The sequence below is a fragment of the Bifidobacterium italicum genome, from assembly GCF_002286915.1.
Lineage (GTDB): Bacteria > Actinomycetota > Actinomycetes > Actinomycetales > Bifidobacteriaceae > Bifidobacterium > Bifidobacterium italicum.
In genome coordinates, this window is record NZ_MVOG01000023.1 from 1 (window position 1) to 13,334 (window position 13,334).

11 protein-coding genes and 2 tRNA genes are annotated in these 13,334 nt (G+C 66.9%); 10 read left to right on the forward strand and 3 right to left on the reverse strand.

What is annotated here, in order from left to right; genetic code table 11:
• Positions 1-151 precede the first annotated feature (151 nt).
• From B1400_RS05930 to B1400_RS05950, 5 genes are all read left to right on the forward strand, one after another.
• A complete protein-coding gene (locus B1400_RS05930; RefSeq protein WP_095613512.1) occupies positions 152-790 on the forward strand; it encodes a Pr6Pr family membrane protein in 639 nt (212 codons plus the stop codon).
• A gap of 105 nt (positions 791-895) precedes the next feature.
• On the forward strand, positions 896-1,669 hold the full coding sequence (gene rph, locus B1400_RS05935; RefSeq protein WP_095613513.1) for a ribonuclease PH: 774 nt from the start codon (positions 896-898) through the stop codon (positions 1,667-1,669).
• A gap of 107 nt (positions 1,670-1,776) precedes the next feature.
• A complete protein-coding gene (locus B1400_RS05940) occupies positions 1,777-2,451 on the forward strand; it encodes a non-canonical purine NTP pyrophosphatase (protein WP_095613514.1) in 675 nt (224 codons plus the stop codon).
• 178 nt (positions 2,452-2,629) lie between these two features.
• The gene (locus B1400_RS05945) at positions 2,630-3,895 is read left to right on the forward strand and encodes an aminoacyltransferase (RefSeq protein ID WP_095613515.1); all 1,266 of its coding nucleotides are present in this window, start codon (positions 2,630-2,632) and stop codon (positions 3,893-3,895) included.
• Positions 3,896-3,937: 42 nt separating this feature from the next.
• Positions 3,938-5,236: a peptidoglycan bridge formation glycyltransferase FemA/FemB family protein gene (locus B1400_RS05950; protein WP_095613516.1), complete on the forward strand. Its 1,299-nt coding sequence runs from the start codon at positions 3,938-3,940 to the stop codon at positions 5,234-5,236.
• 292 nt (positions 5,237-5,528) lie between these two features.
• Here B1400_RS05950 and B1400_RS05955 read toward each other — a convergent pair whose 3' ends face one another.
• The 3 genes from B1400_RS05955 to B1400_RS05965 all read right to left on the reverse strand — a co-directional run bounded on the left by B1400_RS05955 (position 5,529) and on the right by B1400_RS05965 (position 6,842).
• Positions 5,529-6,539, reverse strand: coding sequence for an AEC family transporter (locus tag B1400_RS05955; protein ID WP_095613517.1), 1,011 nt, complete (start codon positions 6,537-6,539; stop codon positions 5,529-5,531).
• A gap of 59 nt (positions 6,540-6,598) precedes the next feature.
• Positions 6,599-6,679, reverse strand: a tRNA-Leu gene (locus B1400_RS05960).
• Between the two features lie 87 nt (positions 6,680-6,766).
• A tRNA-Thr gene (locus B1400_RS05965) sits at positions 6,767-6,842 on the reverse strand.
• A 182-nt stretch (positions 6,843-7,024) separates the two neighbouring features.
• On the opposite strand from B1400_RS05965, the gene B1400_RS05970 reads away from it, so the two are divergent.
• From B1400_RS05970 to B1400_RS05990, 5 genes are all read left to right on the forward strand, one after another.
• Complete coding sequence (locus B1400_RS05970; RefSeq protein ID WP_095613518.1) at positions 7,025-8,236, forward strand: mannose-1-phosphate guanylyltransferase; 1,212 nt, start codon at positions 7,025-7,027, stop codon at positions 8,234-8,236.
• A gap of 276 nt (positions 8,237-8,512) precedes the next feature.
• Positions 8,513-10,210, forward strand: coding sequence for a glucose-6-phosphate isomerase (gene pgi, locus B1400_RS05975; RefSeq protein ID WP_095613519.1), 1,698 nt, complete (start codon positions 8,513-8,515; stop codon positions 10,208-10,210).
• Positions 10,211-10,849: 639 nt separating this feature from the next.
• Positions 10,850-11,215 (forward strand): 50S ribosomal protein L19, encoded by a 366-nt coding sequence (rplS, locus tag B1400_RS05980; RefSeq protein WP_026644690.1) that lies wholly within the window; start codon positions 10,850-10,852, stop codon positions 11,213-11,215.
• A gap of 271 nt (positions 11,216-11,486) precedes the next feature.
• Positions 11,487-12,194, forward strand: coding sequence for a signal peptidase I (lepB, locus tag B1400_RS05985; protein WP_095613535.1), 708 nt, complete (start codon positions 11,487-11,489; stop codon positions 12,192-12,194).
• 307 nt (positions 12,195-12,501) lie between these two features.
• Positions 12,502-13,203 carry a ribonuclease HII gene (locus tag B1400_RS05990; protein ID WP_095613520.1) on the forward strand — a complete coding sequence of 234 codons (702 nt, stop codon included), beginning with the start codon at positions 12,502-12,504 and terminating at the stop codon, positions 13,201-13,203.
• Positions 13,204-13,334: the final 131 nt, after the last annotated feature.

Genomic DNA, 13,334 nt, shown 5'->3' on the forward strand with positions numbered 1-13,334 from the left:
GCGCCGCGCGGGCGTCCGCTCGTGCCAACCCATGGCGCCTCATGCGGCGCCCGGCGCGCCGCGACCGGCGTCGTGGACGGCGCCCGAGGCGATGCATCCCCGTCGCGCGTCCGCGCGGCGTCGACCCCGCCGCAGCCGGTATGCTGGGGACATGCGTTTCATTGCGGGAATCTGGCGGCTGGCGATCGCCGCGCTGTGCATCATGGGCACGTCCGAGGCGTGGACGGTGCCGAACCGTTGGGTGTACTTCACGTTCCAGACCGGCGCGCTCATCGCCTTCGTCATGCTGTGGGCGGGCGCCGCGTCACTCGTGCACGGCGAGCAGCCGCCGGCGTGGCTCAAGGGGATGGCGACGACCTACGCCGTCGTCGTCGCGCTCGTCGCGTTCTTCATGCTGCCTCCCGACGACCCGCGCTATGTGCCGCAGATCTTCGGCATCATGACGAACACGATGCTGCACCGCATCGTGCCGATCATGGTCGTCGTCGATTTCCTCGTCTTCGACGTCCACCGCCGCTACAAGCCGACCTATCCGCTGCTGTGGCTCATCTACCCGCCGCTCTATCTGGTCTTCGTGCTCGCGCGCGCATGGTGGTGGCCGCAGGGCGTCGGCCCCGGCGCCGGCGGCAGCCCGTACCCGTACGAATTCCTCGACCTGCCGGCGATCGGCTGGGCGAACTTCGGCGTCGCATGCCTCAAGGTCGTCGCCGCGTTCCTCGTCGTCGGCGCGCTCGTGTGCATCATCGACCGCGCGATGCCGGCGCGGGCGCTCGCCGGCGGCGGAGCGTGATCGGCGGGAGCATCTGCGGCTATCATCGGTAGCGAAGCAACAGCAGACACGTCGCCGCGCGCCGCGCGCCGATGGCGGCATCGGCAATCCGAAGGAAGCCACAGCATGGAAATCAAGGACATGATCAGTTCGACAACCGTCATCCGTCCCGACGGGCGGCAGAGCGACGAGCTGCGGCCGGTGCGGATCACGCGCGCGTTCACCGACGTCCCGGAGGGCTCGGTGCTCATCGAATGCGGCAACACGCGCGTCATGTGCACGGCCACGTTCACGCAGGGCGTGCCGCGCTGGCGCAAGGACAGCGGTCTGGGCTGGGTGACGGCCGAATACTCGATGCTGCCGCGCGCGACCGCCGAACGCACCGACCGCGAGTCGGTGCGCGGCAAGGTCGGCGGCCGCACGCATGAGATCAGCCGCCTCATCGGCCGCTGCCTGCGCGGCGTCGTCGACATGAAGGCGCTCGGCGAGAACCAGATCCAGCTCGACTGCGATGTGCTGCAGGCCGACGGCGGCACGCGCACCGCGTCGATCACCGGCGCGTACGTGGCGATGGTCGACGCGTTGCGCTGGGCGCAGAGGAACCGCCGCATCCGCAGCGCAAAGCGCGTGATCAAGGACAGCGTCTCCGCCGTGTCGGTCGGCGTCATCGACGGCCGTCCGATGCTCGACCTGCCGTATCTCGAGGACAGCCGCGCGATGACCGACATGAACGTCGCGATGACCGGCTCGGGCGAGTTCATCGAGATCCAGGGCACGGCCGAGCACCGTCCGTTCTCCCGCGACGAGCTCGACGTGCTGCTCGACTTGGCGACGAAGGGCAACCGCGAGCTGCAGGCCGCGCAGCGCGCCGCGCTCGAGGAACTCGGCGCCGCCGAGTGAGCGCCGGCCGACGCGGCCGCGGAAACACGCGGACACCGTAGGACATCGGGACATCGGGACATCGGGACATCGTAAGACATCGTAAGACATCGTAGGAAAGGAGCGCCATGAAGATCGTCGTGGCGACGCATAACGAAGGCAAACTCGTGGAGATCCGCGCCATCCTCGCCGAACGGCTCGGCGGCCGCGCAGACGGCATCGAACTCGTGTCCGCAGGCTCGCTGGGGCTGCCCGATCCGGTGGAGACCGGCGTCACCTTCGAGGCGAACGCGCTGCTCAAGGCGCGCTTCGTGGCGTTGCGCACCGGCCTGCCGGCGATCGCCGACGATTCGGGGCTGATCGTCGACGTCATGGGCAACGCGCCGGGCATCCTCTCGGCGCGCTGGAGCGGCGAGCACGGCAACGACGAGGCCAACAACCGGCTGCTGCTCGCGCAGATCGAGGACATCCCGGACGACGACCGCACCGCCCGCTTCCGCTGCGCGGCCGCGCTCGTCGCGCCGGTGGCCGATTCCGACGCCGCCGGCGACGGCGACGGCCTCGTGGACGCGCGCGAGACCGTCGTGCTCGGCGAGATGGCGGGCACAATCGTGCGCGCGCCGCATGGCGCGAACGGCTTCGGCTACGACCCGATCTTCATGCCCGACGACCAGCCGGCCGACGCGGTCGCGAGCGGCGAGCTGCTCACGAGCGCGCAGATGACGCCGGAGCAGAAGAACGCGATCTCGCACCGCGGCAAGGCGCTGCGCGCGCTCGTGCCGGCGATCGAGGCGCTGCTCTGAGCGTCGCATGGGACATGCGTGGTCCGCGCGCATGCCCCGCCGGGCAGGTATGGCCGTCGGACCGTCCGGCGCCCCCCGTCCATTCGATCCGTTTTTCTTTGTTCTTGTTGTTCGTTCGTGGATGCGGCGCGTGCCGCGTCCCGGCGCCCGGATGCGCCGATGAGTGGAGGTTTTTGTGATGCGGCAGTTCGTGTTCGCCGATCTGACCCGTGACGAGTTCGCCGGTTTCGCGGCGCACGCCCGGCACGGCAATTTCCAGCAGACCGTGATGATGGCCGATCTGCGGGTCGCCCAGGGCCAGACGGTCGACTACGTCGGCGTGCGCGAGGACGGCACGCTCGTCGCGGCCGCGCTCGTCGTCACGCACGGATCGGCCCCCACCGCCTTCAGCACGATCGCCGACGGCCCGTTGTGCGACCTCGACGACCGCGAACTCACGGTCTTCTTCCTCGATCGCATCGCCGCGATGGCGAAACGCCGCCGCCACGCCGTGCACCTCGACATCACGCCCGAACAGCCGTACCGACTGCGCGACGCGCAGGGCGAACCGCTGCCCGGGCCCCAGGGTGCGCCCGACGCGGCGATGATGGAGAACCTCGAGGCCGCCGGCATGACGCACGGCGGATTCACACGCGGCTACACGGCGGTGCCGCGCTGGCGCTTCCTCAAGGACCTCGACGGCGTCGACGACGGCGCGGCGCTGCTCAAGACCTTCAGCAAACGCACGCAGTGGAGCGTCAAACGCGCGCAGTCGATGGGCGTCGAAGTGCGCCACGTCGGCCCCGACGAACTCGGCGTCTTCGCGGCGATCGAACAGCAGACGGCGGAACGCCGTCATTTCGAGTACCGCGGCGAACAGTACTTCCGCCGTTTCGCCGAGGCCTTCGGCGACGACGTGCACTTCCTCGTCGCTCGGATCGACACGCAGGCCTACCATGACGCGATGCGGCGCAAACGCGACGACTTGCAGCGGCTCGTCGACGACCTCGACGCCAAACTCGCCCAGCGCGAAACGACGAAGCTGCGCCGACGGCACAACGAGGAGTCGAACAACCTCGCCGCGGCGACGAAACGCTACGAGGAGGCGGCCACATTGCTCGAACGCGGCGCGTTCATCCCGGTCGCCGCGTCGATGTTCGTGACGATGCCGCAGGAGACCGTCTACCTGTTCTCCGGCAGCGTCGAGGAATACAAGCCGTTCTACGCGAGCGCATTGATCCAGTACGAGGCGATGCTGCACCTGTGCGTCGAACGCGGCGTGACGCGCTACAACTTCTACGGCATCGACGGCGTCTTCGACGATCCGGACGGCGAAGGCCGCGGCGTGCTCGAGTTCAAGCAGGGCTTCGAAGGCTACGTCGAGGAGCTGCCCGGCGAATTCATGCGCGTATTGCGGCCGAATATGTACAAACTCGAGCAGTTTGTCCATAAACTGCGCGGTTGAGCCGCCGTTCGCGCCATACGGGGCCGATACACTGATGGCCTTATGACTGCGAACGATACCGATGGCACCGCCGGCGCGGCCGCGCGGAGCCGATGGAAGGCGGTGCGGCTGACCGCCGAACAACTCGATGAACTCAGCGCCCGCGACCCGCTCGGCAACTTCCAGCAGAGCTCGCGGATGGCGGCGCTCGCGGCCCGGCACGGCTCCGTCTGCTCGAACGTGGGGCTCAGGGACGCCGACGGCCATGTGGTCGCCGGGGCGATGATCGCCTACACGCCGAGCCGTTTCGGCATGTCCGGATCGATCTGGCTCGGTCCGATCTGCGACCCCGATGACACGCCGATGCTGTCCGCCCTGAGCAATGCGATCCGCGCGGACGCGAAAAGGAACCATGCGATCGAGGTGGCGGCGTGGCCGAATCTGGTCTACCGGCTGCACGCGTCGGACGGCACGCCGACCGAGGCGCCCCGCGACGGGTATCTGCGCGCCTTCGAGGACCTCGGCTGGAGTCATCGGCCGCTTACCCGCGGCTATGACAGCGTCATCAACCGCTGGGTGTACGTCAAGGACCTCGCGCCCTACGACACGGCCGACGCGCTGCTCAAGTCGTATGCGAAACGCACGCAGTGGAGCATCGAACGCGCGCGGTCGATGGGCGTCGTCGTCCATGAGGCCGGCGCGGACGAACTGCGCGTCTTCGCCAATATCGAACGGCAGACGGCGCAGCGGCGCCACTTCGCCTACCGCGGCGAACAGTATTTCCGTGATTTCGCGGCCGCGTTCGGCGACCGGGCGCATTTCCTCATCGCCTCCATCGACACGGCCGCATACGAGGAATCGATGCGGCGCAAGGCGCAGCGGCTTGAGGAGCTCGTCGCCGGCCTCGAGGAGAAGCTCGCGCAGCGCGAGACGACGAAGCTGCGCCGCCGCCACAACGAGGAATCAAGCAATCTCAAGGCGGCACGCAAGCGCCTCGACGCCGCCCGCGCGCTCAGGGCGCGCGGCGCGATGCTGCCGGCCGCGTGCTCGCTGTTCGTGACGCATCCGAACGAGACCGTCTACCTGTACTCGGGCAGCGTCGAGGAATACAAGCCGTTCTACGCGAGCGCGCTGATCCAGCACGAGGCGATGGTCAAACTGTGCCTCGACAAGGGCATCACGCGCTACAACTTCTACGGCATCGACGGCGTCTTCGACGATCCGGACAGCGAAGGGCACGGCGTGCTCGAGTTCAAGCAGGGCTTCAACGGCCATGTGGAGGAGCTCGTCGGCGAGTTCACGATGCCGGTGGGCCGCGCGCGCCTTGCGCTCAGGAACGCGCTGAAGAAGGTCCTTGGCTGACGGGCCTGAGTCGGGGCAGAGTCGCTGCTGAGTCGCTTCCGGGGTGGCGGGAAGCCGTCGTCGGGCCTGTTCACGCCCGTCTGCGGCCCTATCTGCGTTGAGGGAGAGCAACTTTTGCCAAAACGGCAAGTATGGCCTCCAACAACCGCGGATTCCCAGCGCCGCAAACCACCGATACCCGCCCATATCGGAGAAGTTGCTCTCCCTCAACGCAGATAGTGTCGCGTGGAGCGTGACGGACGACGAGGAAGCCGCCATATGCGCACAAAGCGGCGCATATCCGCGCATGATCTCACAGTGCCCCGGCGGCGATGAGCATATGCGCGCCGGTCATCAGCAGGATGCTGAGGGCGGCGGTCACGGCGAGCGAGAATCCGGCGAGCTTCGCGTTGCCGAGCACCTCGTCGGTGAACAATGTCGAGAAGACGGCGATCGGCGCCAGGCAGCACATCATCGTCGCCTCGCGGACCATCGGGCCGAAGGGCAGCAGGAACCATGCCGCGAGCGCGAACAGGATCCCGAAGGGCAGTCGCCAGGCGATGACGCGCAGCACGGCGAGGACGTCGCGGCGGCCGGAGGGCACGTCCATCAGCATGCCGACCATCAGCATCGCGACGAAGGCGTTTGCGTTCGCCAGCGGCGCGAACAGGTCGGCGAACCAGACGGGCAGCGTCACGCCGGTCGCCGTCAGCGCGATCATGACGACGTAGACGTCGAAGGGCACCGATCCGAAGAAGCCCTTGAGGACCGTGCGGCGCAGCGCGCGGCGCGCGAGCCGCTTCGCGTCGGGGTCGGTCGGCTTCTCATACGGCAGCGTCGGCGCGCCGCCGGCGCCCTGCTCGGCGAGCGTGCGCCCGGGGCGGATGTGCAGCAGCGTCTGCGTCATCACGTTCGTGCCGGCGGCCACCATGATGCAGTTGCCGATGTCGAACATCGCGGCCGGCACGACGGCGCCCGAGCCAAGGAAGGCCTGCACGACCGGGAAGCAGAAGCAGCCGATGTTCAGTCCGGACGCGTTGAGCATCAGGAACGCTCGGGACGCGATCGGGCGGCGCGACGTCGCCAGGTAGATGACGACGACCGGGACCAGTGCGACGACGAAGCCGTAGGCGGACAACCACAGCAGCGACAGGTCGTGCGGGTTCTTCGCGAACGAGTGGATGATCGCGCCGGGAAGGACGAGGTCGAACAATACGACCTGGATGATGCGGTAGTCGCGCTGGCCGAACAGGCCGGCGCGCTTGAACAGATAGCCGACGACGATGATGCCCAGCAAGGCGATGGGCTGGAGCAGCGTGAGCATGGTGGCCTCGGTCGCGGATAGGCGGATGGGTACGCGAAAGGGACGATGGGTGGTTCGCGTGCGCGAGACGGGACTCGAACCCGCACGTCGAGGACACAGGAACCTAAATCCTGCGCGGCTACCAATTACGCCACTCGCGCGTCACTGCACCGTTTCGCTTCCCGGTGCCGCACGGCGCATGCCGGCGGCCGGAAAACAAAAACCCTAGGCTTGTGGGCCTAGGGCAGTGGAGCCACTTGACAGAATCGAACTGTCGACCTGCTCATTACGAGTGAGCCGCTCTACCGACTGAGCTAAAGTGGCGTGCTTAGTGCACAAGATGGTGAGTGTAGTCGATGTCCTACGATTGCGCAATTCGCGTGTGTCGGGCGTGTCGCGCCGCCGCGGACGCCGGCGCCCGCGGCCGGCCGAACGGCTCGCGAAGGGCGCGCGAGGCGAGGCGGCGCAAGGGGAGAGGCGCCGCGCGCTTGTGTAAGATGAACGGCATGAGTAACGGATTCGACGATTTCTACGCCATCATCCCCGCGGGCGGCACCGGCACGAGGCTGTGGCCGCTGAGCCGTGAAGGCAGGCCGAAGTTCCTCTTTGACATGCTCGGCCAGGGGCGCACGCTCATCCAGACGACCTTCGACCGGCTCGCCGCGATCTGCGGCATCGACCATGTGTGCGTGAGCACCGGCGAACGCCATGTCGCCGCCGTGCGCGAACAGCTGCCGGAACTCAGCGCCGAGCATATCTTCGCCGAGCCGTCGCCGCGCGACTCGACGGCTGCGATCGCGCTCGCGACGGCCGTGCTGATGCGTCGCCACGGCGACGACATCATCGTCGGATCCTTCGCCGCCGACCATGTCATCCGCGGCAAGCTCGCGTTCATAGAGGCGGTGCGCCAGGCCGTGCAGACCGCGCGCGCCGGCTACGTCACGACGATCGGCATCGCCGCGTCCCGCCCGTCGACGGCCTTCGGCTACATCCACGAAGGCGGTTCGCTCGCCGCGCAGATCCCGGACGCGCCGGACGCGACGCTCGTCGAACGCTTCGTCGAGAAGCCGAACGCCGTCACCGCGCAGGCGTACCTGTCGACTGGCGAATACCGTTGGAACGCCGGCATGTTCGTCATGCGCGCGAGCGTGTTGATGGACCATCTGCACAAGGAGAAGCCGCGGCTCGCGCGCGCGATCGACGCGATCGCCGATGCGATCGTCGACGACGACCACGCCTACGCGGCGGCCGTCGAGACGGCGCGCGCGCAGGGCGAGAACCCGCGCGAGAGCGTGCACCGCGAGGACTTCCACGCGCACCGCGACGCGGCGATGGCGAAGCACTGGCCGTCGCTGGAGAAGATCGCCTTCGACTACGCCGTCGCCGAGCCGCTCTCCGTCGAGGGCGGCGTCGCGATGATCCCGGGCGACTTCGGATGGGACGACGTCGGCGACTTCAACTCGGTCGCCGCGCTGCTGCCGAGCGTCGACGAACGCAACAACAAGGTGCTCGGTTCGCTCGACGACGTCGCGACGCTCGACTCGGCCGGCGACGTCATCGTCGCCGGGGGCGAGCGCACGGTCGCGCTGCTCGGCGTCAACGACATGGTCGTCGTCGACACCCCCGACGCGCTGCTCGTCGCGCCGCGCGCCCGCAGTCAGGAGGTCAAGGCGATGGTCAAGCATCTGGCGGAGTCGGGCGCCGACGAGCTGCTGTAGCCGCCGGCGCATGCGTCGGGTCGGCCGCATCGCGCGCCGACGTGGCTGTGCCATGCGTCAGCGGCGGCGTGGTGCCGTTTTCGGTTAACGTCGTTAAGCAATGAGCGCCTCGCGCATCGCGTCGGCCGGGCCGGCATATCGGCGTGCGGCACTGTCTTCTTTCGTGAGTAGTGTGTGTGTTCTGTGAAGCGTTGCAAACGTATGCCGACTGACGGCGGCGCGGACGGCGCCAACGCAGCACGCGCTTTGCAGAAGATGATGATGAAAGGACCAACAATGGCAATCAATCCTCCAGTCGACGCCACCCAGACCGAGGCGTGGGCCAAGCTGCAGCGTCACTACGACGACATGCAGACCGAAGGGGTCGACCTCAAGAAGTGGTTCGCCGAGGACGAGAACCGTGTGGATGCGCTGTCCTTCGACGCGGGCACGCTGCATTTCGATCTTTCCAAGAACCTGATCAAGCCGGAGACGCTCAAGCTGTTCGCCGAGCTCGCCGATGAGGTCAAGCTCGCCGAGCGCACCGAGCAGATGTACACCGGCGTGCACATCAACAACACCGAGGACCGCGCCGTGCTGCACACCGCGCTGCGCCGCCCGGCCGAGGACGAGGGCAAGTACGTCGTCGACGGCCAGGACACCGTCAAGGACGTCCGTGAGACCCTCGACCGCATGTACGCGTTCGCCGACAAGGTCCGCAGCGGCGAATGGAAGGGCGTCACCGGCAAGGAGATCGACACCGTCGTCAACATCGGCATCGGCGGCTCCGACCTGGGCCCCGTCATGGCGTACGAGGCGCTCAAGCCGTTCGCGGACGCCGGCATCAAGGCGCGCTACGTCTCCAACATCGACCCGAACGACATCGCCGAGAAGACGCGCGACCTCGACCCGGAGACGACGCTCTTCGTCGTCGTCTCGAAGACCTTCGGCACGCTCGAGACGCTGACGAACGCGCGTGAGGCGCGCGCATGGCTCCTCGAGGAGCTGCAGGCCTCCGGCGCGATCGACGGCACCGGCGAGCAGAAGGCCGAGGCCGTGGAGAAGCACTTCGTCGCCGTCTCGACGAACCTCGAGCGCGTCAAGGAATTCGGCATCGACCCGAAGAACGCCTTCGGCTTCTGGGATTGGGTCGGCGGCCGCTACTCCGTCGATTCCGCCGTCGGCCTGACGCTGGCGATCGTCTTCGGACCGGCCCGCTTCGAGGAGTTCCTCAACGGCTTCCACCAGATCGACGAGTACTTCAAGAACACGCCGTTCGAGAAGAACGTCGTCGTGCTCATGGGCATGCTCAACGTCTGGTACCGCAACTTCTACAAGGTCGCCTCGCACGCTGTGCTCCCGTACGACCAGTACCTGCACCGCTTCCCGGCGTACCTGCAGCAGCTGACGATGGAATCCAACGGCAAGTCCGTGCGCTGGGACGGCACGCCGGTGACGACCGAGACCGGCGAGATCTTCTGGGGCGAGCCGGGCACGAACGGCCAGCACGCGTTCTTCCAGCTGATCCATCAGGGCACGCAGCTCATCCCGGCCGACTTCATCGCCTTCGCGAACACGCCGAACCCGCTCAAGGACGGCGATCAGGACATGCACGAGCTGCTGCTCGGCAACTACTTCGCGCAGACGAAGGCGCTCGCCTTCGGCAAGACCGCCGACGAGGTGCGCGCCGAGGGCACGCCTGAGGACATCGTCCCGGCCCGCGTGTTCACCGGCAACCGTCCGACGACGTCGATCATGGGCGTCCGTCTCGATCCGTTCGCGCTCGGCGAGCTGATCGCGCTCTACGAGCACATCACCTTCGTCGAGGGCACCGTCTGGGGCCTCGACTCCTACGATCAGTGGGGCGTCGAGCTCGGCAAGCAGCTCGCGAAGGAGATCACGCCGGCGATCTCGCAGAACGACGAGGCGCTCGCCGCCCAGGACGCGTCCACGCGCAGCCTGATCAACTTCTACCGCAAGGTCCGCGAGTTCTGATCCGCATCCCGCGCCGCGATGGCGGCTGCTGCGGCTGCGGCTGACCTGCGGTTGTGGCGGCTGCTGCGACGGCTGAGAGGCGGCTGAGCTGCGGCTGCTGCGGCAGCAATGCCCGCCGACTGATGCATAAGGTGCATGGCCCAGTATGGGCTGTGCACCTTTTTGCGTTCTCCGCCTGCTTCGATTGGCCGATGACAGCTGCCAATGGCCGTCTGTGAGTAGCTTCACCTACAGGATGTCGTCGCAGCAACGATGAATGGCCGTCTGTGAGTGATGCCACCTACAGAATGCTGTTGGGGCCAGTGGAGGATGGCTGTTTGTGAGTGATGCCACCTATAGGATGTCGCCACAGTAGCGGCACAGCGTCACCGTAGCGGCGCAGCGGCGCCCCGGCGTCTCCGCAGCGGTTGCGGATGCCCGGCCGACGTCGTAGAAGCTGTTCAGGGCCGTGTGTACAATGCTGAACGTTGTGCCGATGCGCGGGGTGCCGCATAACCCCCTGCATCTTCAGGTCCAGCCGAACATGACTTTCGGCGGATTGGCAGCGTGGGCCGCAGCGGTCCACGGAATCCAGGCGGCGTCGATGTGACCGCCGCCCCAACCACTGCGCTGATATGCGGCAGCGAGCGAGGAACAACCATGGTTAACGCTATTGAGGCATTCGACGCCAAGCACATGAAGCCGGCCGACGAGATCCCGGCGTTCCGTCCGGGTGACACCGTCGACGTGAACGTGAAGATCAAGGAAGGCAACAACTCCCGTATCCAGACCTTCACCGGCGTGGTGATCGCCCGTCAGGGCGCGGGCGTCCGTGAGACCTTCGTCGTGCGCAAGATCAGCTTCGGCACCGGCGTCGAGCGTCGCTTCCCGCTGCACTCCCCGTCGATCGACTCGATCAAGGTCGTCCGTCGTGGCCGCGTGCGTCGCGCGAAGCTCTACTACCTGCGCAACCTGCGCGGTAAGGCCGCCCGCATCGTCGAGCGTCGCGACAACTCCGCCAAGTGAGTGCGGCCGCGCGCGTCGAACTTCAACGTCGGTGCCGCGCGTGCATAGTCATGGAGGATCCGCATTTGCGGGTCCTCTTTTTCGTTGTCGACGTCGATGATGCCGTCCGTGACGGGATGTGATGGGCTTGTGCGTGGGGGCGTCCGTTATGCCATCGATGTCATACAATGGCGTACAGCGCAGCCGCGCCTTCGGGATGCGGATGCGGGGAGCACGGCAGCCAACAGTCAGGAGATCCATGCGCAACGATTCGTCAGCCGAGGGCACCCATATGGGCGGCGAAGGCGCATCCATGCAGCCGCAGGGCGGCGCCGGCCGCGACGACGCGTACAACGCGCGGCATGCCAATCAACCCAAGCCGGACGCGAAGTTCACGGTGCGCGATTTCCTGCTGTGGTGCGCGTTGCCGATCGTCATCGTCGTGCTGCTGCGCGTGTTCCTGTTCGGCATGTACGTCATCCCGTCGAAGTCGATGGAGAACACGATCGCCCCCGGCGACCGCGTCGTGACGACGAAGCTCACGCCGCGCGTCACCAAGCTCAAGCGGGGCGATATCGTCGTCTTCAAGGACCCCGCGAATTGGCTCGCCGACGAACAGACGACGTTCTCGAGCGATTATCTGATCAAACGGCTCATCGGCCTGCCGGGCGACATCGTCGAATGCGACGGCAACGGCGCGCCGGTCGTCATCAACGGCGTCGCCATCGACGAGACATCGTACATCAAGCCGGGCACGCAGCCGAGCGCCTTCCCGTTCAAGGTGACCGTCAAGCCGGGGCATGTGTTCGTGATGGGCGACAACCGTTCGAATTCCGCGGATTCCAGATACCATCAGAACGATGGCGACAACGGGCTCGTGCCGATCAGCGACATCGTCGGCGTCGCGTTCGCGCGGTACTGGCCGCTCAACCGCATCGGTTGGCTGAGCTCGCATCATGATGTCTTCGCCGACGTGCCGCACCGCGAGGCGAGTGAGTGACGTTTCACGTGAATCATGACGAATGATGACTGCTGCGGCGAATGGTTGCACGTGGCGGTTGTGACGGCATGGTCGTGGCGACGATTGCGTGGAGTGGCCGCGCGCGGCGATGATGCAGGGCGGTTGCACACGGTGATGACACGGTGATGACACGGTGATGACACGGTGATGACGCGGAGCGACTGTGCGGCGGCGGTCGCGCGGCGCGGCGGTCGCACAGAGTGGGAATAATGCGCGCGCAGCGGCCGTGACAGGTGGTCGTGCAGTGTGGCGGCCGGAACGTCAGACAATCAGAAACGAGGATGGGATGAGCATTTCCGCAGTACCGACGTTTGAGCTCGAGCGGGGGCTCGCGGCGGATGGATACGATGTCATCGTCGGATTCGACGAAGTGGGGCGCGGATCGCTCGCCGGGCCGGTCATGGTCGGAGCGGCGGCGTTCCGCGCCGTCGATCTCGACAGCGCGCAGCGGACGGTGCCGCAGTATCTGGCGGATTCGAAGATGCTGACCGAGCATCGGCGCGAGGCGCTGTACGAGCTGCTGCGGACGTGGGTGGATGCGTACGCGGTCGGCGCGGCGACGAATCAGGAGATCGACGAATGGGGGATCTCGCATGCGCTCGGCGTAGCCGCGCTGCGTGCGCTCGATGAGGTCGAACATGCGCTCGGCGTCGTCGAAGGCGGTGATATGCGCGTCGGCGCGATCCTCGACGGGCCGAACGATTACATCACGAAGGCGCTCGGATCGTTCGAGGCGCCGTTCGTGCCAGTGTCCGCGCACGTCGTCACCCGGGTCAAAGGCGACCAGCGGTGCTGCTCGGTCGCCGCCGCGGCCGTGCTCGCGAAGGTGACGCGTGACCGGCTCATGGTCGCGCTCACGGAGGAGAACCCCGACTATGCGCGCTACGGATGGGCGCACAACAAAGGCTACGGTTCGAAGGCGCATCGCGCGGCGATCGCCGAATACGGCCCGAGCGACCTGCACCGTGTCAGCTGGAAGCTGACGTGAACGCCGTGGGTGGCGTGCGCGGTATGCGCAGTGCGAACGCTGCGCGCGCCGTGGGCGCCGTGGGTGGAGGAAAGCATCGATGGTCCACATATTGTGGATGTGCATGTGGGGAAAGCGCGGCGATAATCCAC